General features: G+C 42.1%; 17 protein-coding genes. 7 read left to right on the forward strand and 10 right to left on the reverse strand.

From position 1 onward, the window contains the following. Positions 1–13 precede the first annotated feature (13 nt). The 3 genes from AAFN85_RS02355 to AAFN85_RS02365 form a co-directional block, all read right to left on the reverse strand. Positions 14–1,933: a WG repeat-containing protein gene (locus tag AAFN85_RS02355; RefSeq protein WP_347525348.1), complete on the reverse strand. Its 1,920-nt coding sequence runs from the start codon at positions 1,931–1,933 to the stop codon at positions 14–16. A gap of 40 nt (positions 1,934–1,973) precedes the next feature. Next, the gene (locus tag AAFN85_RS02360) at positions 1,974–3,536 is read right to left on the reverse strand and encodes a YARHG domain-containing protein (protein ID WP_347525349.1); all 1,563 of its coding nucleotides are present in this window, start codon (positions 3,534–3,536) and stop codon (positions 1,974–1,976) included. Between the two features lie 76 nt (positions 3,537–3,612). Further along, complete coding sequence (locus AAFN85_RS02365; RefSeq protein WP_347525350.1) at positions 3,613–5,550, reverse strand: WG repeat-containing protein; 1,938 nt, start codon at positions 5,548–5,550, stop codon at positions 3,613–3,615. Positions 5,551–5,744: 194 nt separating this feature from the next. Here AAFN85_RS02365 and AAFN85_RS02370 point away from each other — a divergent pair, with 194 nt between their 5' ends. Next, positions 5,745–6,290, forward strand: coding sequence for a peroxiredoxin (locus tag AAFN85_RS02370; RefSeq protein ID WP_347525351.1), 546 nt, complete (start codon positions 5,745–5,747; stop codon positions 6,288–6,290). 225 nt (positions 6,291–6,515) lie between these two features. Continuing rightward, a complete protein-coding gene (locus AAFN85_RS02375) occupies positions 6,516–7,100 on the forward strand; it encodes a carboxymuconolactone decarboxylase family protein (protein ID WP_347525352.1) in 585 nt (194 codons plus the stop codon). Positions 7,101–7,354: 254 nt separating this feature from the next. Here AAFN85_RS02375 and AAFN85_RS02380 read toward each other — a convergent pair whose 3' ends face one another. Genes AAFN85_RS02380 through AAFN85_RS02395 form a run of 4 tightly spaced genes read right to left on the reverse strand, consistent with a single transcriptional unit; the run spans position 7,355 to position 11,979 of the window. Beyond that, on the reverse strand, positions 7,355–8,899 hold the full coding sequence (locus AAFN85_RS02380; RefSeq protein ID WP_347525353.1) for a DHA2 family efflux MFS transporter permease subunit: 1,545 nt from the start codon (positions 8,897–8,899) through the stop codon (positions 7,355–7,357). Positions 8,900–8,903: 4 nt separating this feature from the next. Beyond that, a complete protein-coding gene (locus AAFN85_RS02385) occupies positions 8,904–9,959 on the reverse strand; it encodes an HlyD family secretion protein (RefSeq protein WP_347525354.1) in 1,056 nt (351 codons plus the stop codon). Positions 9,960–9,983: 24 nt separating this feature from the next. Continuing rightward, a complete protein-coding gene (locus AAFN85_RS02390) occupies positions 9,984–11,348 on the reverse strand; it encodes a TolC family protein (protein ID WP_347525355.1) in 1,365 nt (454 codons plus the stop codon). After that, positions 11,332–11,979 (reverse strand): TetR/AcrR family transcriptional regulator, encoded by a 648-nt coding sequence (locus AAFN85_RS02395; RefSeq protein ID WP_347525356.1) that lies wholly within the window; start codon positions 11,977–11,979, stop codon positions 11,332–11,334. The genes AAFN85_RS02390 and AAFN85_RS02395 overlap by 17 nt, the downstream gene beginning before the upstream one ends. 263 nt (positions 11,980–12,242) lie before the next feature. On the opposite strand from AAFN85_RS02395, the gene AAFN85_RS02400 reads away from it, so the two are divergent. From AAFN85_RS02400 to AAFN85_RS02410, 3 genes are all read left to right on the forward strand, one after another. Further along, positions 12,243–14,696, forward strand: coding sequence for a PIG-L family deacetylase (locus AAFN85_RS02400; RefSeq protein WP_347525357.1), 2,454 nt, complete (start codon positions 12,243–12,245; stop codon positions 14,694–14,696). Between the two features lie 202 nt (positions 14,697–14,898). Further along, entirely contained in the window at positions 14,899–15,090 is a 192-nt protein-coding gene (locus tag AAFN85_RS02405; RefSeq protein WP_347525358.1) for a hypothetical protein, read from the forward strand. 108 nt (positions 15,091–15,198) lie between these two features. Further along, the gene (locus AAFN85_RS02410) at positions 15,199–16,911 is read left to right on the forward strand and encodes a sodium:solute symporter (RefSeq protein ID WP_347525359.1); all 1,713 of its coding nucleotides are present in this window, start codon (positions 15,199–15,201) and stop codon (positions 16,909–16,911) included. On the opposite strand, the gene AAFN85_RS02415 is transcribed toward AAFN85_RS02410, so the two are convergent. The 3 genes from AAFN85_RS02415 to AAFN85_RS02425 form a co-directional block, all read right to left on the reverse strand. Beyond that, the gene (locus AAFN85_RS02415; protein WP_347525360.1) at positions 16,866–17,183 is read right to left on the reverse strand and encodes a hypothetical protein; all 318 of its coding nucleotides are present in this window, start codon (positions 17,181–17,183) and stop codon (positions 16,866–16,868) included. The genes AAFN85_RS02410 and AAFN85_RS02415 overlap by 46 nt on opposite strands. A 1-nt stretch (position 17,184) precedes the next feature. After that, a complete protein-coding gene (locus tag AAFN85_RS02420) occupies positions 17,185–17,508 on the reverse strand; it encodes a hypothetical protein (RefSeq protein WP_347525361.1) in 324 nt (107 codons plus the stop codon). 159 nt (positions 17,509–17,667) lie between these two features. Continuing rightward, entirely contained in the window at positions 17,668–18,522 is an 855-nt protein-coding gene (locus tag AAFN85_RS02425; protein ID WP_347525362.1) for a DUF2911 domain-containing protein, read from the reverse strand. A gap of 353 nt (positions 18,523–18,875) precedes the next feature. On the opposite strand from AAFN85_RS02425, the gene AAFN85_RS02430 reads away from it, so the two are divergent. Continuing rightward, positions 18,876–20,063 (forward strand): class I SAM-dependent rRNA methyltransferase, encoded by a 1,188-nt coding sequence (locus AAFN85_RS02430; RefSeq protein ID WP_347525363.1) that lies wholly within the window; start codon positions 18,876–18,878, stop codon positions 20,061–20,063. Between the two features lie 448 nt (positions 20,064–20,511). After that, positions 20,512–23,682 (forward strand): TonB-dependent receptor, encoded by a 3,171-nt coding sequence (locus AAFN85_RS02435; protein ID WP_347525364.1) that lies wholly within the window; start codon positions 20,512–20,514, stop codon positions 23,680–23,682.

Consider the following 23,682-nt stretch of genomic DNA (forward strand, 5'->3'; position numbering starts at 1 on the left):
GTTTTAATAGCAATTAGTTGTTCAGGGCCAGCGTGTTCTTTTTGATCACCGGCTTGCTTTTTAGCTTTTGATCGATCCACTGAATATTGTATTTGTCAATTTCGGTCAGCGAATCCTGTACACTTTCATTTTTGCCGGTTTTACCTTCGCCATACGAATCGTAAAAAATATCGTTCCACCTTTTATCTTTAAATTTATAGCTATAATCGGCGTAGATCTCATTTTTCATATACTGCAACACCTGCGGGGTAAGCTGGTATGATTGTTTTTGCTTCCATGGATACGAACCAGGGTCAACAAGATAAGTGTAGCATCCCTGTAAATAACTATCATCCATTTTTAGATACTTGGTAAACGCGAATGCCCTGCCGGTAACCATCTCGGTAAGCTTATCATCTTTTAAAGTGAAATAGTGGTACATCGGCATTTCCTGTAACGTTTCTTTGTTATTGTAAAGATCAAGCGCACTAACCGAACTTACTTTCAACTCAAATAATGAATCGGTAAGTGTGCGGAAACCATATTCGTTACACGGCCCCGAAAGTCCTTCATACTCGCCTTCACGGCTGTTATCGATAGATACGGATTGTGTGTAAAATTTATTGTGTTTTTTATCTATCAAAACTAGTTTCCGGGTATCATAAAACTCTGAACGCCCGCTTATAAAATAATCGCGCACCGAATAAAACGCGCTTTGCAGCCAGTTTTCTTCTGCGGCTGCGGTGGTGTTTACAGGGAGTGACCTTGCTTTCACTATATATTGTGTGCTCGATTCTTCAAAGTTCACATGGTTGCGCAAGGGGTTTTTAAACTCTTTTATTTGAGGCATCAGGTTTAGCTCAACCAGGTAGGATGGGGCCAAATAAATACTTCCATGCTCATCGCGCGAGTTAAACTCGGTAATGTCGCCCGCCGGGCTATTGGTTAAAGTAAACGAAGCCGGTTGTTTAAGCTTCGAAAACAGATCACCTATGTTGATATCTGCTTTTTCGGATATGGTATAATCGTTTTTTAACCAGAAATAATCATCGCCTTTGCGTAGGGCGGCAAGGTTTTCTGGGTCGTTAATCGGGAATACCTGGTCATACTCAACCGGGACCACCGTTTTTCCTGTTAAATCATAAAAGCCTTTTTTGTGTTCTTTTTCTACTTCAACAAGGTTAGGGAATGTGCCGCTTATGTTATGAATAACATCATACTCGGCCGGGACCACTTCTTTATAATCAGGCCCAACCAAGCCCATTTTATAGGTTTTTGTAGTGTCTTTTTCCCGTTCCAAAGCTTCATAAAGGTCCCATTTACCTTTTACTACATAAAAATACGTTTGATTTTTAATATGGCTAAACCATATTACGCTATCATATTTAGCGTACAGGTTTGAAGCATCGGCAAAGGACTTTAAGGTTATAGGGCTGTAGATATCTTTATCGGTATAGTTTTTTTGCAATGCACTGCTTTGGTAGGCCAAATAATCTTTCATGAAGTCAATGCCATCAATTTGATATATCTTATACTTACCGTCGTCGTCTTTTTGTATGGTGATGTTTAATGATGTGAGTTTACTATCCAGGTGGTCGCCACTAAAAGTTACCGGAATTACAGCCACAGCCAGTTTAGGGTTGGTGAAGGTAATGCCGCTTTTATCAATATCAAGTTCAAGGTTAAAAGCTGCTTCGGGGTTATCTTTATCGGCTTTGTTCAGTAGCGCGGTAACTAAGCGGTTTACCGGTTCGCTGTTTTGCTGGCCTGCAAAATAGGCAAGTAACGAATCGCGGTTGCCTTTTTTAATTTGCTTGTTAAAACTTTTCAGAAACAGTGTTATCTCGCTTTCCTTGGCCGATGAAACGCTTTTGCCACGGAAGAAAATAAAGTACGCACCAATAGCTAAGATCACGATAGCTACCGTCGCGATAATGATAGGTTTAGTTTTCATGCCACCAAGTTAAAGCATTTTTTTAAATAGCAAGTAAGGATCAGAGGCCCTTATTGGTTTTTGCGGAAGGCTGTTTGCTGGCCGTGAGTGATTGCCGGGACATCGTTTTTAACTTTTGATCAATCCACTCAATATTATATTTATCAATGGCGGTGAGCAAATTATCTACATTGTCGCGGCTTTGTGTGCCAGGGTTTAATGATTTAAAAAACTGATTTTCCTGAAATATATCATTCCATCTTTTATCGGTGAATTTATAGTGATAGCTTGCATATATCTCGTTTTTGGCATAAAGCAAGGCCTCTTTTGAAAGTTGATTAGCCTGTTGGCTTTCACGGTTAACACTATCAGTGTGTAAAGTATAAGTGTAACAGCCGCGCAGGTACCTATCGTCCATTTTTGAGTATTGGGTAAAAGAGAATATTCTGTTAGATTGTAGCTCGGTCATTTTATTGTTTTTGAGAGCGAAATAATGATAACCGGGCATAGCGCTAAGCTTATCATCGTTATAAAGGTCAATACTGGTAAGCACCGAGGCTTTTACTTCGATTAATGAATCGTTAATTGCCCGGGCGCTATATTCATTACAAAGATATGGTCGGCTCAGTTGCAAACCACTAGGTTGAGAGTAATCTACAAAAATGTCTTTACCATACACTTGGTTGCGCTTCGCATCAACCAATACCAGTTTTTTAGTGGTATAAAATTGAGTACGCCCAAAAATGAAGTGCTCTGTGATGGAGTAAAGTATGCTTTTGAACCAGTTGTTGCTGTTTTTATTTGTGGGTTCGGTAATGTTTTCTTTTTTTAAATTATCTGTTTGTTTGAAAGCAGGATATGGATTTTTGCGAAACGGTTTTTTATAAAACATAGAGGGGGTTAACAGATCAAGATCTGTTAAATGTGATGGAGGCAGATAGATGCTTTGGCTTTCTTTTTGTGAATTAAATTCAATGATATTGCCCGCTGCATCCTTTTCTGTAAGGGGTAGCGAGATCTTAAGCATGCCAAATACCTGTGTTATATTTAAATTGGTTTTGCCCGAAATAGTGTAATTGTTTTTGAGCCAATAAAGATCATGCCCTTTTCTTAAAACGGCTTTATATTTATTGCTATCTATGGGGAAAACCTGGTCGTATTCAACAGGTATTACCGGTTTCCCGGACAGATTATAAAAGCCGCGTTTATGATCTTTCTCCACCTCAATCAATCCCGGAAATGTGCCACCTATATCCCGGATGAGATCAAAGCTAACGGGTATGATCTCTTTAAGATCAGGCCCCACAAGCCCCATTTTGCAATTTTGCAGCACCTCGTTGCCTCTCTGGAGGACCGGGTACATATTCCATTCGCCCTTTACCACATAAAAATAGGTTTTACCCTGTACGTGACTAAACCATGGTATGCTATCATAGCGTGCTTTTAAGATCGCTGCATTAGCAAAAGCCTTTAGGGTGATAGGAAAATACTTTTTACTGGTATCTTCAGTAAGTGGCTTATGTGTTTTTGCAGTTGTTTTGTGTTTAGTCCCTGCAAGTACAAAACCGCAAAGTGCTATAACTATGGCGGGCAGGGCAAAATGTGTGATGGCTTTAGTTTTCATATGTAAGCAGGTTAACGCATTTTTTTTTACAGAAAACGGTTTGATCAAAGTGCAGGTTTTGAATTGTATTATCGGGCTATTTGCTTGCTAACATCATTTTCGGGTCAGCATTGTTTAGTTTTTTATCTATCCATTGAATGTTGTACTTATCTGTAGCCGTGAGCAAATTATCAATATTGTCACGACGTTTAATATCGAGTGGCATCACAGGCGAAGGCATGCTGTAAAATATTTTATTCCATGTCTCGTCCCTAAACTTATAGCCATAACTGGCATAAATTTCGTTCTTCATATAAAGTAACCCATCGTTAGAAAGGTGTGTTTCCCGTCTGCTTTTACCTCGCTGGCCTATCTGGTCAAAATATGAGTAGCAGCCATTAAGGTAGCTGTCATCCAGTTTTACGTATTGGGTAAAAGAAAACAGGCGGTTGGATTGTAACTCAGCCATTTTGTTGTTTTTAAGCACAAAATAGTGATACATCGGCATCTCGGAGATCTCGGTGAGATAGTCTTTGTTGTACAGTGAAATGGTGGTTGAGGCTGAGGCTTTTACTTCAACCAACGAATCATTTATAGCCCGAGCGCTATGATCATTACAGTAATATGGAAAGTTTGCCCCCGCTTCGCTATACGAATAATCAGACCGGAGCGATTGCCCATAGGCTTGGTTGCGTTTTTCATCTATTAGTACCAGGTCATTACTCTTATAAAACTCAAAGCGGCCTCCAACAAAATGCTCGGTAATGGAGTAAAGGATGCTTTTAATCCAATTGCCTTTGTTTGTTGGCGGGCTACTTGCCGTTTGCTTAATAACTGAAGTGCGGCCTGAATTAGGATTGTAGCGGGAAAAGCGCACTGGCATCTCTTTACGCAATGGGTTTTTGAAGGTGGTGAAACCATACGCAAGATCCAGATCTATAAGATGAGATGGAGGGATATAAATGTCGGCATCTTCAAAATCTGAATTAAATTCGGTGATATTGCCGGTTGGGTTGGCCTGATTTGTTAGCGTAGTAATTGGCGTAAGCATAGCAAATACCTGGGACATAGTTAAATCTGTTTTTGCAGAAATGGTGTAATCATTTTTCAACCAGTAAAAATCACGGCCCATTCTTAAAGCCGCTTTGTTATTTTTGTCCGTAACAGGAAAAATCTGATCGTATTGAACCGGTACAACAAGTTTCCCATTCAAATCATAAAAGCCGTGTTTTTGATCTTTTTCTACCTCAACCAGTCCCGGAAAAGTGCCGTTAATACTTCTGATCATATCGAAGCTGACAGGTATTGCTTCTTTTAAATCGGGCCCTACTAAACCCATTTTATATTTTTTTACCAGGTTGTTTTGGGTGTCAAACGCAGTTTTGATGTCCCACTTACCCTTTACAGTATAATAATAAGTTTTGCCTTTTACATGGCTAAACCATATAACACTATCATACCTGGCTTTTAGTGTAGTGGCGTTAGTAAAGGCCTTTTTTGTAATAGGTTGATATTTGCCATTAGCTACCTCAAGTGCTATATAGGCTTTGTCTTCGTAGGCTATGTAATCATCAGCCAGTAATGATGTTTCTATCTCTTTTATTTTATGGCTGCTTTTAGGCGTTTCTTCGAGGTGCAAAATGAACTTTGAAGTTGCGGGTTTTGTATAATTCGACCTGAGAGTTACCGGTATGGCTACAACAGTTCCGGAATCTGTCAGTTGTATATCAATATGGGCTGTATCTACCGAGACATGAAGTTTAAGTTGAGGGATAACATCTGTATAAGTTTCCCTGTACTCTCCTTTTAAAAGGCCAACCAGGTAGCCAACTTCATTTCTATTGTTTTTATTGGTAAGGTACGTTTGCAGTTTTGAGCTATCTGCCTTGGTCAAGGCTTTGTTTACATCGGTTAAAAACTTGTGTATTTCTGCTTTTTCGAGGTTCTCTTTGCTTTGGCGGCGAATGAGCACGAAACCGCACAGGGCTATAACAATAGCAGGCAGGATGATCCTTGTGATGGCTTTGGTTTTCATATAAGCAATATAACGCTTTTAAATTGATAAAATTATACGTAAAGTGCTATAAATCAGTTGGTGTAAATTATATAATCAATAATTATTTTATCGGTATTTGATATAGCTAAAATCTATACATGATAGAATATAAGTATTCGGGAGGCGGCTTTAAATTTTTATATTTGCATCAACATTAAAAGAAATATCAAAATATGTTAACGATAGGACAAAAATTCCCCCAATTTTCTAAAACAGCGGTAGTAAGCCTTGAAAAAGGTAAAGAGTTTGAAACCCTTACTTCTGAGTACCTTACCAACGAAGATAACGTTTGGACTGTAATGTTCTGGTGGCCAAAAGACTTTACTTTTGTTTGCCCTACCGAAATTGCTGAGTTCAACAAAAACTTTGGCGAGTTCCGCGACCGTGAAACCCGCCTGATCGGTGCTTCTACCGATTCTGAATTTGTTCACGCTGCATGGAGAAGAGATCACGACGATCTGCGCGATTTGAAATTCCCTATGCTTGCCGATACTTCAAAATCATTAGCTGAAGACCTGGGCATTTTAGAGCCTACCGAAAAAATCGCTTACCGCGCTACTTTCATCGTTGACCCACAAGGTATCATTCGTTGGGTATCTGTTAACGACCTGAGCGTTGGCCGTAACGTAAAAGAAGTATTACGTGTACTTGACGGTTTACAAACTGACGAGCTTTGCCCTTGCAACTGGGAAAAAGGTCAGGAAACTTTAACTGTATAATTATACAACAGATAAACGTCCCCGTACTGTATTTCGGTGCGGGGATTTTTTACACCCTTTTTTAAGCAGAGAATCAACGGTTAAAGGCTTGGAGCAGAAGTTGTTTTGGTGTAGAGACGCATCACATGCGTCTACCCCAAGACAAGCATCTTCGCTTAGCAATATTGATTTGCACGCCGGAGACGCATGTGATGCGTCTCTACAGAAAAAACAATCCAGAAAAACATGAACGAAAGCACCGAAGTAATCCAGGAGATACTTGAAAGTATCGGATTAGATAAAAATTACCGCACCGCCAGTCTTACATTGTTGGAAACCGGCGAATCACGCTACCTGCGTGATCTGAAGCTGAATTTTACCAGCACCCTTACCTCCGCCCATTTAACTAATAAAGAATGCGCCCTGTTAGGTTTGGCTACCGCTGCAAACAATAATAACGTACCGCTTACCAACTTCTTTACCAAATATGCTAAAGATAGCGAGGCTACCGATGCCGAAATTGGCGAAGCTGTTGGCTGTGCTTCTTTGTTGGCGTCAAACAACATTTTTTACCGTTTCAGGCATTTTACTCAAAAAGAGAAATACACCCAGATCCCGGCGCGTATCCGTATGCAGCTGATGATGAAACCTGTTACCGGTAAGGAGTTTTTTGAACTGGCCAGCCTTGCGGTATCTGCAATTAATGGTTGTGAAATGTGCGTGAACGCCCACGAAGATTCATTGATTAAATTAGGCACCACCGAAGAGCGTATTTTTGATGCCGTGCGTATCGCATCATTAGTAACTGCTACCGGTAAACTTGTATTTTAATAAGTTTAGCTTATTTTGACAATAAAAAAGGCATGAAACGATTGAATTTCATGCCTTTTTCATAAATAGTATTTTATTGCCGAATTAAATTTGCGTTTATTAATTTAATTCCAGTAAATTTATACCTTAAGATTAAACAAACTCCGGCTACAAACGATAAACTATTGTTTCTCCGGAGGGAGTTACTTAAATTTTAATTGTTAATTTTTTTTGGGGAAAGCCGTTCCGGTAATAGTGGAACGGCTTTTATCATTTTAGTGCGAATCGGCAACTGCCTTCAGTTTCTTGAACGGCTGCAGGTAAAGCAGCGGGATCGAAAACAGCATCACCAATCCAGAGATCCAGTAAGCATCATCATAAGTAAGCAACATGCTTTGGCGGGTAACGGTACCCTCAATAGCCTGGTAAGCCATATGAGTAGCATCAAGCAGTGATTTGCCCCTCGCCATAAAACCTTGAGTAAGCATGTGTAGCCTATCATTAAACGGTGTATTATACGGGTTGATATTGCTTAACAGGTTGCTGCGGTGCACGCCCTGGCGTATGTGGATTAGCGTGGTAAGCGTAGCGATACCAAACGAACCTCCCAATTGGCGCATCATGTTGTTCAAGCCCGAGCCCTGACCTAATTCCGGCCCCTTCAAATCGGCCATGGCCAAAGTGGTAAGCGGAACAAACAATAAAGCCATACCCACACCACGGATCAACAGCGGTACTAATACATCTTTCTCGCCGGTTGCCAAAGTTGAGTTGCTGAGCATGTGTGTAAACACATAGAAAAGGAACATGCCTGCTGTAGCCATAAATTGTGCCGGAATCCCTTTGTTAAGCATCTTACCAATAAAAGGCATCATCACAATGGTACACAAACCACCGGGGAATAACAGCTCGCCCGTTTGCTGGGCATTAAAGCCTAACAGGTTTTGACAAAATACCGGGAATACGAATACCGATCCGTACAAACCAAAACCAAGTATAAAGGAGGTGAACATACCCACCGCGAAACTTCGATGTCGTAGGATGCCGAAGTTAACGATCGGGTGTTCGGTACTCATCTCTCTCCATATAAATAATATGGTACCTAATACTGCCGAAATGGTTAATATCAGAATGTATGGTTTAGCAAACCAGTCTTCACTTTCACCTTTTTCCAATACGGTTTGTAAGCTACCTACGGCAATGGCCAGTAGGATAATACCCCACCAGTCCACCGGTTTACCTTTGGCATCCTTGGGGGTTTCCCGCACAAACGTGTAGGTACAAAATGCCGCCAGCGCTCCTACCGGGATGTTTACGTAAAAGATCCACGGCCATGAAAAGTTTTCAACTATCCAGCCACCAATGGTAGGACCTACAGTTGGGCCTACTACCGCGCCTAAACCAAACAGGGCGGTAGCTGTACCAATTTGTTCGCGTGGCCAGGTTTCCAGTAGGATAGCCTGCGCGGTAGAGATCAAACCACCGCCGGCTATACCTTGTATGATCCTGAACAGTACCAGCTCATCCATCGTATGGGCGTTACCGCACAAAAACGATACTATCGTAAATACGATGATGGAAGTAAGGAAATAGTTTTTACGCCCAAAACGGCCGCCCAGCCAGCCCGACATGGGCAATATGATCACGTTAGCCACCGCGTACCCGGTAACCACCCAGGCCACATCCTCGAGGGTTGCGCCAAGGTTACCTTGTATGTGCGGTAAGGCCACGTTAACGATAGTGGTATCAATCAGCTCCAGTAACGAGGCTGTGATCACCGTAATGGTGATGATCCACTTTTTAAAGCCAGTTTCAGCCATAATATTATTCTTTAATTACAGATACATTTACGCTCATACCTGGGCGTAATTTTGCAAGATCTTCTTTGCTGCCTGTGATTTTAATTTTAACAGGCACACGTTGTACCACTTTTACAAAGTTACCGGTAGCATTATCCGGAGGTAACAGTGAGAATTTAGCACCTGTAGCAGGCGAGAAATTGTAAACCGAACCTTCCAGTTTCATATCCGGGTAAGCATCAACTTCAACTTCAACCTTTAAACCGTTTTTGATATCGGTAAGCTGGGTTTCTTTGTAGTTGGCAGTAATGTAAATGCTGTTATCATTAACAATTGAAAACAAAGTTTGACCAGCCTGAACCAGCTGACCTAACTGTACATTCTTTTTAGATGCGATACCACTTGCAGGCGATTTAACAGTGGTGTAGCTTAACTGAAGTTTAGCATAATCAATGTCAACTTGTTTTTGTGATACACCTGTGTGTGTAACCTGTAACTGGCTGCGGGTAGTACCAATTTGCTCAACAGCGGCTTTGTACTGATCTTGTGATGCTTTGTAGTTAGCTTTAGCAACATCTAAGTCGGCTTTGGCCTGGTCAAATTGTTGTTGGGTTACTGAACCATCTTTTACCAGGTTGGCATAACGGTCGTAATCTTTTTGAGTTTTATCTAAACGGGCCAGGTTTGATGCAACTTGTGCTTTAGCACCCGCAGAACTTGCCTGGTTAGCAAAAATTTGTGATTGATTTACGCCGATACCCGCACTTGCACCAACTTGAGCTGCTTGTGCCTGCTCAACACGGATCTTGTAATCGTGGTCGTCAATTTTAACCAATGGAGCGCCAGCGTTTACGTGGGTGTTCTCTTCAAAGTAGATCGAGTCAACGTATCCGCCAACACGTGCAACTACAGGGCTGATATCGCCATCAATTTGGGCGTCATCAGTATCAATGTGTTTGCTGAAATAGATGTATTCTTTGATACCGAAAATGATGCCGCCAATAAGTACAACGCCTAATATGATGGGGATTACTTTGCTTTTCTTTTTCGGTTGTTCCGGTGTTTCTTGTTCCTTTGCCATTTTATTTAAAGGTTTTGGGTATTATTATTTGTTGATTTTTCCTGTTGATTTTAATAGAGTATAGTAAGCCAAACCAGCATCGGCCTTAGCCAATTCTAAGTTGATCTGAGCTTGATAAAGCAAGGTTTCGGCATCGGCACGGTCTGTAGCTGAGGCGATATTGCTTTTGTATTTCGATTCGAGGATCTTGTTGTTTTCACCTGCCTGATCGATAGCTGTTTGTAAAAGTTTAACTTTTTCTAACGCCTGGGTATAGCTTTGGTAGCTTTGGTTTACCTCATCTTTTACCCTATCGGTAGTGATGTTTTTATTGATCTCAACCTGTTGCTCTTCCAGTTTAGCTTCTTTAACCTTGTTTTTGTTGGTCCACATTGAGCTAAAGTTCCATGATGCAGTTAAGCCTACCGAGATCGGTGTAATAAAACTACCGCTTTTAGGGATAGGGTTAGCGCTCACGTCAACATAGTAAGCACCAACTGATGCACCTACGGTAGGCAGCTCGTTAGCTTTAATGCTTTTGGTATTGAGTGTGGCAACGCGGCTGCGCAAAGCGAATTGTTTAAACTCGGGGCGGGCAGCCATAGCGCTATCCAGGTAAGCGGTTAAAGGGGCAACTTGCCTGTCGGCTTCGGTGATCTGGTCGATAGCTAACTGTGTACCTTCTGGCAAGCCTAACAATACGTTAAGGTTGTAGTTAATGATACGGCGGTTAGTTTCCAGATCTACACCATTAACTTCGATGTTTGAACGCTGCAACTGGAAACGTAATACATCGTTTTTGGTTACCAAACCCTGATCGAAAAAGCGTTGAGCCTGTTTTATCTGGCCATCTACTGTGGTTAAGTTTTGCGCTACTACCTTTTTGCTTTGCAGTACCTTATAAAGGTTATAGTACGAGTTAATGATATCGTAAACTACTTCATCTTTATTGTTATCCACATCTAAACGGGCAACCTGGGTAAGCAAGTCGGTTGATTGACGTGCGTACTTCAGTTTGTTACCGCCAAATATGGTTTGGTTTAATGTCAGGATACCAAGGTATGCATCAGCATGCGATGGCAGGTTAAAGCTTTCTTCGCCAAGGGCCAGCCTGTTGGCAGGGATCTGTGCACGGTTATAACCGTAGCTTACTTTACCTGTTGGCAGGGCCTGATCTTTAGCCTGATCGTATTGTGAGATAGCCTGTTCAACTTTCGAGTTGGATAGCTTTAAGGTTTTGCTGTTTTCAAGACCCAATTTAATGGCCTCATCCAGCGTGATGGTCCTGTCTTGAGCTGCAGCGGCAAAAGGCAGGCTTAATACTATGAGGGCGATGCTGCCACGTAAAACGGGCCGCAACACCTGCTTAAATAGCTTAAGGTGGTTGGTTTTGTTATTTGGAGTTGTCATGTTCTTTAACTAAGTATGCTTTTAATAGTTTTTTCATATATTTTTTAACCCGTGGTTTGAGTTCTTCCTCCATGAACTTTTCATCACGAATATCATGTCCCAGTACTAATGATGATACCTGCGGCATGTTAACAATATAATTTTTGGTGCCAAAAAGAGTGGCAATTACCAGGGGGATATCAGCATCGCTGTGAAACAATCCGCTGGTTACGCCTTCTTCCATGATCCTTTTTACTTCATATACGTTTACCATCAGTATTTCGATGATCTTATCGGTAAGATCGCCGCGTTTACTCATAGATACTTCCCTGTTAATAAGCTTTTGGAAGCAGTTGTTAGCTATAATACGTTCAACATAATTGTCAATACATTTATCCAGCTTATCCCAGGCCGACATTGTATCATCGTTGCCGATGTTTTGCAGCAGGGTGCGGAATGAATTGATCTTACGTTCAAAAACTGCCAGGAAAAGCCCTTCCTTAGAGCCGAAGTAATAATTAAGCATGGCCATGTTTACACCGGCTTCGCCCGATATGGTACGGGTAGAGGCGCCGTCATAACCCAGATCCGCGAACACCTTTTCGGCTACATCGAGGATATGCTCTTTTTTATCTATTTTATCTTTTTCCATTGTTTTAACGGCACAAAATTAATCAAACGATTGATTAAGCGTATCGGATTGAAGCAGAAAAAGTTAATCAGTTGATTAAGATTACCACTGAATGACAAATTTGTTTGAGGTGCATTGAAATTTTGGTAAAAAATCAAACTGTCTGTTGAAACATTTAATAATAAATTCAACAAATGTTAACATATTGACCGGGCCGGTAATCCAATTGTTATATTGTTGATACAGGAAATGCGAAATATCTATCTTTCAATATATTTGTTGGCATGAAGCGTATCTACCTCATTGCATTACTTTTATCAATAGCTGTTTTTTCAAAAGCCCAAACCAATCCGCCAACAGATCTAGGCACCATTCAGCAAAATTTTAAAAAGCTTAATGTGCTGGGCAGCGTGCTATATGTAGCCGCCCACCCCGATGATGAGAACACCCGTTTGCTGGCCTACCTGGCGCAGGAAAAACATTACCGTACAGGTTACCTGTCGCTTACCCGCGGCGATGGCGGCCAAAATCTGATAGGCAATGAGCAAAGTGAGCTTTTGGGTTTGATCCGCACGCAGGAGCTGTTAGCAGCCCGCCGTGTTGATGGTGCTGAGCAGTTTTTTACCCGCGCTAATGATTTCGGTTTTTCGAAAGGGCCGGAAGAGACGTTAAAGATATGGGATAAAGAAAAGGTGCTGGGCGATGTGGTTTGGGTGATCCGCAAGTTTAGGCCCGATGTGATCATTTGCCGTTTCCCTACTACCGGTGAGGGTGGTCATGGGCATCATACTTCATCGGCCATATTAGCGCAGGAAGCTTTTGCCGCAGCTGCCAATCCATCACGCTATCCCGAGCAATTAAAATATGTAAAACCATGGCAAGCCAAACGCCTGTTATGGAATACTTTCAGTTTTGGCAGTATCAACACTACTGCGGCCGATCAGTTTAAAATAAACGTTGGTGTTTATAATAATGCACTTGGCAAAGGTTATGGTGAAATAGCTGCCGAAAGCCGCAGCAACCATAAATCGCAGGGTTTTGGTTCGGCTAAGCAGCGCGGTGAATCATATGAGTATTTCAAAACTATTTTGGGCGATGCCCCGCAAAACGATTTGATGGATGGCGTTAACACCACCTGGAAACGCGTTAAAGATGGCGATGCCGTTGAGGCTACCTTAGGCGTTATCGCTAAAAGCTTCAACGCCGAAAATCCTGAAAAATCTGTTCCCGCATTGATCCAGATGCTGAGTAAAGTGGAGAAGATATCGGATACCTACTGGCGCGAACAAAAGGTAAAAGACCTGAGCAATTTTATAGCCGCATGCAGCGGTTTATGGTTTGAGGCCTATGCGACAGAACCTACTTATGCTTTGGGTGATAAGATCAATATCCGTGCGCAGGCTATCAATAGGTTTAGTAACCGGGTAAAGATCAACAGTATTACCAGCGAGGATAATACGGTTGCATTGGATAGCAAAGTGCTACCAGAAAACGAACTGCAATCTTTTGATGCCGGCATCACAGCATCTCGCTTAACACAGCCTTACTGGCTGGCGCAGCCACACCCGATAGGCATTTACACCCTGCCGGATAATACACTTGCCGGCAACCCCGAAAATCCCGATCTGCCAAAAGTTACCTTCCAGTTTATCATCGAAGGCAAACCTGTAAATATCGACAGGAGGTTGATATACAAATTTGTTGATCCTGTTAGGGGAGAAGTTTATCAGCCGATAGAGATTACGCCTCCGGTAACCGCTAACATTGAAGGCAAAGACTATATTTTCAACGCGCAGCAGCCGCAAACCGTGTTGGTTAATCTAAAAAGCTTTACTAAAACAAGTGGAAGCATCAGCCTTAAGCCAATAAGCGGATGGAAAATCAGCCCGGATAAAATTGATTTCACAGATAAGGATAAAAACGATGAATGGTCGGTAGCGTTTACTATTACGCCAACCGATGCCAAGCCTAAAACAGCCGAATTGGAAGCAGTAGTCAACGCTAATGGTAAACCATTTTCGTTAGGTCTGCGCCGCATCAGGTATGATCATGTGCCGGCTATCACCTTATTCCCACCCGCGCAAACCAAACTGGTGTACCTCGACCTAAAAACAACCGGCAAAAAAATAGGCTATATAGCCGGTGCCGGCGACCAGATGCCCGAAGCCCTGCGCCAGGTTGGCTACGATGTACACATGCTAAGTGAAAACGATGTAATGAACGGCGACCTATCTGTTTATGATGCCATTGTAACCGGCGTACGTGCCTATAACGTAAGTGAACGCCTTGTTTACGAGCAACCAAAATTATTGGAGTATGTTAAAAATGGTGGCAACCTGGTAGTGCAGTACAATAATAATAACGGTATTGTTGTAAAACAAATTGGCCCGTATCCTTTCACGGTAGTAAACAGAAGGGTAACGGATGAAAACGCGACAGTAACCATTTTAGATCAGCAAAACCCGGTATTGAATTATCCTAATAAAATAACCAACGATGATTTTAGCGGCTGGATCCAGGAGCGGGGCTTGTATTTTGTAAGCAATATCGATCCGCAATACAAAACTATTTTCCAGATGAATGATAAAGGTGAAGAGCCTTTAAATGGATCGTTGATAGTTGGTGATTATGGTAAGGGGAGGTTTGTTTATACTTCATTGGCGTTTTTTAGGGAGCTGCCTGCGGGTGTGCCGGGGGCTTACAGGTTGTTTATTAACTTGTTGAGTAGGCCAAAGTAGTGGCTTTTAATAATTATCGTCATTGCGAGGTACGAAGCAATCCCCGATTAGTAGGGCCGCCCTGTACAGTTTGGGATTGCTTCGTACCTCGCAATGACGATGGTGGAAATGTGCGAGATTTACCACACAATCCTTTTACAAAACAAACTTTGGTAAAATTCAATTAATCACCTATTTTTGCTGCAATCATATACATAACATCATGGGACACCATAAAGAAGAAAAAGACAACTTAGATTACATATACTACCTGGTAGGCTTATTCACCGGCCTTTTTATAGGTTTTATTTTGAATGTGGGCTTCACCTGGATTTTTGTAGGTGGTATTTTAGGTTTATTGACCGCTGCTGGATTTATCGCCGTGTTAGTTCGTGGCCGTAATGAAGAGGCCTGATCCTGACCTTCCTTCGTTTATAAAGAATTGGAACCAGTTTTACGGCATTGTTGCTGCATGGCTGGTTTTTTTAGTTTTAATATTCTGGCTCATTACTAAGTTTTTTGAATGAGTTTAACCGACTGGATCGTACTCGCCCTTACCATTCTTTCTATTGTTGCCTACGGGATCTGGAAAAGCGGCAGCAATAAAAATATCGACCAGTTTTTGGTTGGCAGCCGTTCATTACCCTGGTACCATGTGGGCCTTTCGGTTATGGCTACGCAGGCCAGCGCAATTACTTTTCTTTCGGCTCCCGGTCAGGCATATTCAGATGGAATGCGCTTTGTGCAGTTTTACTTCGGGCTGCCGCTGGCCATGATAGTACTCTGCATCACCTTTGTGCCTATTTTTCATAAGCTTAAAGTTTATACCGCTTATGAGTTTTTAGAGCAGCGTTTTGATCTGAAAACCCGAGCGCTCACTTCGTTCCTGTTTTTGGTGCAGAGGGGTTTATCAACCGGGATCACCATTTATGCACCATCCATCATCCTGTCAACTATCTTGAATATTGATACCACTTATACCACATTGTTTATTGGCGGTATGGTGGTTATTTATACCGTTTATGGCGGCAGCAAAGCGGTATCCTATACACAACTCATGCAGATGAGTATCATTTTTCTGGGGATGTTTTTAGCGGGCGCGTTGGTAGTTTATCTGCTGCCGAACAATGTGAGTTTCATGAGTTCGCTAAAAATGGCCGGTAAAATGGGGCGCATGAATGTGATTGATTGGAAGTTTGATCCTAATAACCGCTATACCATTTGGAGTGGTTTAATTGGCGGTTTCTTTTTGCAGCTCTCATACTTTGGTACCGATCAAAGCCAGGTTGGGCGTTATTTAACCGGAAGCTCGGTAGGGCAAAGCCGGTTAGGATTGATCATGAACGGCCTCATCAAGATCCTGATGCAGTTTTTGATTTTGCTGATAGGGGTACTGGTGTTCGCGTTTTACCAGTTTAACCGGCCGCCTATGTTTTTTAACCAGTACGAGGTTAAGCAAATTAAAAACAGCAGCTACGCCACTCAATACAATTACCTCGATCAACAATATACCCAGGCGTTTGAAGAAAAAAAGATCAAAGCCAACGAACTGGTGAAAGCTATCGACAGTAAAAATCAGGATCGGGTTAATCATGCTCAGGATCAATTAAAAGTTGCCGATATCCAGGCCCGCATCATCAGGCAAAATGCAATTGAGCTGATGAAAAAGAATAATCCGAAGGCTGATGATAATGATACCAATTATGTGTTTCTGAGTTTTGTTACCCAATATTTGCCTAAAGGGTTGATCGGTTTGCTGATCGCTATTATATTTTTAGCATCGATGGGGTCGACGGCAAGTGCTTTAAATTCATTGGCTTCAACCAGTGTAGTTGATATTTATAAACGGATCCTTAACCCCGGCGCTTCTGATCAGAATTATTTGAATGCCTCGCGATTGGCAACAGTATTTTGGGGTGTTGTTTGTATTGGTATGGCGCTTTATGCCAGTAGGATAGGGAATCTGCTCGAAGCTGTTAACCAATTAGGGTCATACATTTACGGAACTATATTAGGCGTATTTATCGTGGCCTTCTATCTCAAAAAAATAAGTGGTACGGCTGTTTTTATAGCGGCTATTATTACTGAGGCTATTGTTTGCGCTTTAGGCTATTTTGATGTGATAGCTTATTTGTGGTTGAATGCTATTGGAGCACTTTTGGTAATCGTTATTGCCGCTTTGATTAATATTTATACAGGCAAGAACTTGTCAAAAAACGCCGACGCATTAGTCTGAGAAATCTCTACGCCATCATACAGCTCTGTAAAAGTTAAAGAATAGGGTTCCGTGATACCAAATTCAACAATTTGTTCAAGTTCGGATATTACCGCTTTTCGGTTGTTATATCCTTTTGGTACACTTATGCCAACGCAGTCGGCATTAAATCCTAATTCCTTCGGGATAGGGAATACCTCGATATAAAGATGGTTTAAGGCTGAATATTGGCCGAAAAAATGACCCCAGTTTATTTCCTTTTTACTTTTCGCGATCAGGTTAATTAAGGCCATGTTATTTTACTAAATCAATTAAAATAGGGTTTGATACCTTTAAGTTAATGGTCAAGACTAATAACTTTTCCTTAAATACATCGGCTTTAATACCGGTAATTTGTTGCCCTCTTATATCAAAACGCATTTTGATTTTGGTATTTAAAGGTAAATTTTGGCAAGCCCATGCAACACGACCGATAACATAATGTATTACATTATCAGCTTTGGCATCAGTGGTGATATCGCAATTAAATACCAGTACGGCTTCGTTGTTTTGCTCGCTATATCCCTCTGAGGTTATTGGAGGCCAATCTAATTGGTAGGCTTTAATTGTTTTGAACATTTGCCGGAATTAGTTTTTAACATCACTGATTAGTCTAATTTATGAAATTTTACTTGTCGGCGTGAATTGGATTTTAAAAATAACATATTTACTATCATCCAATAAAAAATCCCGATTCTTTTGGAACCGGGATTTTTACATTTTAATTTTTTGATGTAATTACTCCTTCGCATGATCCAGCGCTTCCTGGTTCAAGCGTATGTATTCTTCATCATTAGTGGCTTTGGCTAAAGCAATACCCGCTTCGGCAGCTGCTATCGATCCTGCTTTATCGCCTTTACGTAGCAACAAGCGCGATTCCCAAAGTTTATACCATGGACCCTTAGGTTCAACTTTTTCTGCTTCATACGTCCAGTTGAGGGCTGTTTCTATGTCTTTGTTGTTTTCGTAGTAGTATAGTATCGCGTTCAGGTAGTATGGTTTACGGTCGCCTTTCATTAACTCGTCTATATTGGCGGTTATTTTGGCGTCGTCTTGATTTTCCATGTGAATATAAGCCGCGGTTTTATCCCATACCAATACCAGGTCGGTTGCTTTTACGGTTGTATTAACAAAGGCCATGGTAAAACTTTCGCGCTTTTCACTAACATGAACAGGTTTTATGGTAAAACGAAGAAAATCCTGGTCTTGTTTATAGCTGTAAGCCCCCCATTGTTTTACGGTTTTATTGAGGATGATGGTCCACTCGTTTTTATTAGGGATGCTGAACAGCGAGTAAGTACCTGCAGGTACAGCGTTACCTTCAATAACTACGTTTTCGCTAAAGGTGATGGTGGTTGCTGAGTTTGCCCCTGTGCGCCATACTTCGCCGTATGGGATAATTCCGCCAAATATTTTACGGTCTTTAACATTGGGGCGGGAGTAGGTGATGCTTATTTTTCCTAATCCGAAATTTTGGATAATGGTTTGGGTTGGACTGGCTTCGGGTATCCGTGGTATTTGTGCGTACAATTTAGTGCTGAAACAACAACACGCTATAAGCATGCTGAACAGGAACACATAGTTTTTTTTCATGATCTATAGTTTGCGGAGTCTAAGATACCAAATGTTTTATTGCTGATATTATTGTGTATGACGTAAAAATATTTTCAAGGTTTAGAGAGCTGAGTATAAATAGATAAAAATAGAAGTGATAATGGAGCATGAAGTATAATGAGGTACCTGACGGAGCCTGAAACAGCTTGCGCTCGGATGCTATAAACATGGTACTCCTACGGAGTTTAAAAATATCCGCGCTAAGTTAACTCCGTAGGAGTATAATGTTTGTAGCAATACAAAAACGCTTTTTGGCTCCATAGGTGCCTCCTGCCACAAGCCGATCATCGTCACAAACCCAAAATTACCAGCGCTTTATTACCTTTGCACCCATGATCAATGTTATACTAAAAAAAGGCAAGGAAAAAGCCGTGCTGCAAAGGCACCCCTGGGTATTTTCGGGCGCGATAGAAAAAGTGAAAGGAAAACCCGCTAACGGTGATGTGGTGCAATTGCTTAATGCGCAAGGCGAATTTATGGCCTATGGTTTTTATAACGATCAATCGCGCGTTACCCTGCGCTTGCTGGAGTGGAATAAAGATGTACAAGTTGATGAAGCCTGGTTTAGAGAAAAAGTTGCAACAGCTATTAAAAGCCGTGCTAATATCCTGGCCAATGGTACCAATACCTGCAGGCTTATCTTCAGTGAATCGGATTATCTGCCTGGGTTAATCGTAGATAAATACGCCGGTCACTTAGCGGTGCAGGTGCTCACATCAGGTATTCAGAATGTGATGCCTGTTATTATTGATGAATTACAGAAACTCCTTAATCCCGAAAGTATCTCGGATAAAAGCGATAACGCCTCCCGTGCGCACGAAGGTTTGGCCGAAGCTGAAAATAAAGTACTGGCAGGAAGCCCTCCGCCCGAACTGGTAGAAGTGCTGGAAAACAATGTAGTTTACGGCATCAACATCACCGAAGGTCAAAAGTCAGGTTTTTATTGCGATCAACGTGATAACCGCCATGTATTAGCCTTGCATACTAAGGATAAAAAGGTACTCGATTGTTTTTGCTATACCGGCGGCTTTACCTTGAATAGCCTAAAAGAAGGTGCTGCATCAGTAACCAGTGTTGATAGTTCGGCATTGGCTATCGAAACCTTGGCCGAAAACATGAGGCTGAATAATTTGGATGCCGCTAAACACAGTGCAATCAAATCCGACGTGAATACGCAACTCCGCAAATTCAGGGATGAGGGCGAGAAGTTTGATGTCGTCGTACTCGATCCACCTAAATATGCGCCATCACGCTCGGCCTTAACCCGTGCATCGAGGGCTTATAAAGATCTCAACCGTTTGGGCATGCTGTTGCTTAACGAGGGCGGTCTATTAGCTACTTACTCATGTTCGGGAGCAATGGATATGGAAACCTTTAAACAGGTAATTGCCTGGGCAGCCTTAGATGCCGGTAAGCAGGTTCAATTCATATACCAATTCCACCAACCGGAAGATCACCCGGTACGGGCTTCGTTTCCGGAAGGGGAGTATTTGAAGGGATTGCTTTGCAGGGTTTATTAGCCCTCTAATCCCCTGAAGGGGGAACGATAGTTGAAGGCCTGTTTTGTGAAGCAAAACGGGCCTTTGTTTTTTTATAGCTCCCGGGGGTTTTATAGCTGCCGCGGGTTTAGCGTAGCGTAACCCGTGGTGTAAAACCATTGGAGTCTCTGACTCCAGTGCAATTAAAAAAGGGACTTAAATTAAAAACTTAAGCCATGCACAACCACGGGTTACGCTACGCTAAACCCACGGCAGATTATCAATTCACTTAAAAAAGTGGTTAATTATTGCCCGGTTAACGAAATTTTAGCCGGGTTAACCCCTTTTTTAACCCCCATTTTAATACCTCCCCGTTTATCATTGCTGCGCCAATTGAAAAACAGGTGCGGCTTATCTGGCTTAACCATCCCTTTAACCGGTGTACTTTTTTTCAGTCGGCGAAGAGTTATAAACCCATTAACCAAATTTTATGAAGGAAATTTTTACCAATTATGGTGGGTGCCATCGCATCCATTATCGGGTTAAATTTACGGGGATGCTGCAGCGCTGTATTGCTGTGCTCCTGTTTTTAGCCATGTGTACTTCGGCCTTTGCACAAAGCAAAATAACCGGCGTGGTGAACGATGAAACCGGGCAGCCCCTGCCTGGTGTAAGCGTTAAACTTAAAGGCACATCTAACGGAACTACCACCGGCCTGGATGGTAAGTTCAATATCAATGCCGATGCCAATCAAACTTTAGTGTTTAGCTTTTTAGGCTATGTACAGCAGGAGGTAGCTGTAGGTTCGCAAAAAACTATCGCGGTTAAATTAGTACCTAATGCAACCAACATTAATGAGGTAGTTGTGGTTGGTTACGGTACGCAGAAAAAGGCATCGGTAACCGGTTCGGTATCTTCGGTTACCAACAGCGAGATCGTAACTACTAAAAACGAGAACGCGTTGAACATGCTTTCGGGTAAAATTGCCGGTGTCCGCATCACTCAAAATACTTCTGAGCCTGGTTCGTTCAGCAACTCATTTGATATCCGTGGCTTTGGTAACCCATTAGTAATTATCGACGGTGTGCCGCGTGATAATATATCGAGGTTGGATCCGAATGATATCGAAAGCGTTTCGGTACTGAAAGACGCTTCGGCTGCGGTTTATGGTATCCGCGCTGCTAATGGTGTGGTATTGGTAACCACCAAAAAAGGTAAAAAAGGCGCTATGGACCTGAATTACTCAGGTTCGTATGGTTGGCAGGTGCCGGCTTACATGCCTAAACCCGTTGGCGCTATTGATTACATGACCTTAGTTAACGAGCAATTGTTGCACAACGTTAACGGTGGCCAGGTAAAATATACCGATGCCGATTTTGCTGCTTACAGAAACGGCACCCGCACCAGTACCGATTGGTACTCGCAGGTGTTTGCCAACAGCTCGCCGCAGCAACAGCATAACCTAAACGCCTCTGGCGGTAGTGAAACTACCAATTACTTCCTGAGTTTAGGTATGACTGATCAGGGCGGCTTTTTTAAAAGTGACGATCTGAACTACAAAAAATACAACGTACGCTCAAACGTAACCAGCAAGGTTACCAAAAACCTTACTGTTGATCTGAACCTGGCCGCAACGCTTGAGCAAACCAATCAGCTTTACAATGATGCCTGGTGGATCATCCGCTCGTTCTGGCGCCAGGTGCCTACGCAGTCGGTTTATGCCAACAATAACCCTGCTTATTTAAATAATGGCGAGGTTGATGGTTCAAACCCTGTTGCTTTATCAAATGCGGATATCAGCGGTTATAAAAAAATTGCCAACAAATGGTTCCAGTCGTCAATGTCTGCAACTTATACCGTGCCGTTTGTGCCTGGTTTAAGCTTAAAAGGCTTGTATAACTATGACTACTACATGTCGAGCAACAAATTGTACCAGCGTTCATACAACCAGTACACTTATGATGCAAACAAACAAAGCTACGCTGCTATAGCCAACCAAACTCCGGGGTCGTTAACCAGGCAGTTTTATGAAAAACCTAACAGCTTAATGCAGTTATCGGCCAACTATAACAAAACGTTAAAAGGTGGTCATAACATTGCGGGCTTGTTCCTGTACGAAGAGCGTTCGCAATCGGCTGATAACTTCAACGCTATGAAGGAGCTGTCGTTACCGGTTGATCAGCTTGGCGCAGGTAACTCATTAAACCAAAAAGCATCTATAGATAATGGCTTTCCATCTGAGTTTGTTTCTAAATCATATGTTGGCAGGTTAAATTATGATTACAATGGTAAATACCTTGCCGAATTTAGCTTCAGAAATGACGCCAACTCTAAAAACTCGCCATTAAAAAGATGGGGCTTTTTCCCGGGCGCGTCATTAGGCTGGAGGATCTCGCAAGAAAAATTCTGGAAAAATACCTCGGCTTTATCATTTGTTGATGATTTGAAGATCAGGTTATCCTATGCCAAACTGGGTGATGACTCAAACCTTGATAATTTCAATTATTTATCTGGTTATAACTATCCTGCTTCTGGCGATAACAACAGGCTTCCGGGAGGTTCGGTATTTGACGGCACTTTTGTAAATGGCGCACAAAGCCGCGGTATCGCTAATCCTTATATTTTCTGGCTGGTTGCAAAAACCTATAACGCAGGTATTGATCTGCAAGCCTGGAATGGTTTGTTAGGTGTAACGGTAGACGTTTTCAGGCGCGATCGCAGCGGTTTGCTCGATACCAGGCTTGAGGCTTTACCAGGTGTAGTAGGTGCCGGTTTGCCACAAGAAAACCTCAACAGCGATCAAACACAAGGTTTTGATATCGAGCTGAACCACCGCAACCATATTGGCAATGTTGGTTATGTAGTTAAAGGTACCTTTGGTTATACCCGCAGCAAATGGATCAGCAAAATTCATGCGGCTTATGGTAACTCGCAGCTTAACTGGCACAACAATAACGATAATCGTTATAATAACATTTTCTGGGGATATGGTGCCAATGGCCAGTACCAAAACTATCAACAAATCCTGAACAGTTCGCAATATGTATCGCGTAATGCCGTAGTTGGCGATTATATTTTACAGGATTGGAATGGCGATGGTGTAATTAACGACCAGGACGTACACCCGATATCTCAAAACGTAAGTAACAACAACTATAGCACCCCTGCTACAACCTTTGGTTTAACGCTGGGTATAAATTATAAAGGTTTTGATGTTAACGCGGTATTGCAGGGTGCGGCTGGTATCAACGTATCATACATCGAGCAATTGAACATCCCGCTTTGGGGTGGCGGCAGCGCGTTAGCTATGTTTATGGACAGGTACCACCCAACAGATCCTAAAGCCGATCCTTACAATCCTAACACGGCCTGGACACCGGGTACTTTTGCCCTTACCGGCACAACGGCGGATGTTAACTCGCTTTCAAACATCCACAGCGCGGCTTATGTGAGGTTAAAATCGGCCGAGATCGGTTACACCCTTCCTGCAAGCGCTACTAAAGTATTAGGTATTAAAGGTGCCAGGATCTTTGCCAATGGCTACAACATTCTTACTGTTACAGGTTTGAAATACCTCGATCCGGAGCACCCATCGGCCAACTACGGTTATTTATATCCGTTGGATAAAATATTCTCACTTGGCTTAAATGTTAAATTTTAA

Origin of the sequence: Mucilaginibacter sp. CAU 1740 (assembly GCF_039839285.1) — a bacterium.
Taxonomy (GTDB): Bacteria; Bacteroidota; Bacteroidia; order Sphingobacteriales; family Sphingobacteriaceae; genus Mucilaginibacter.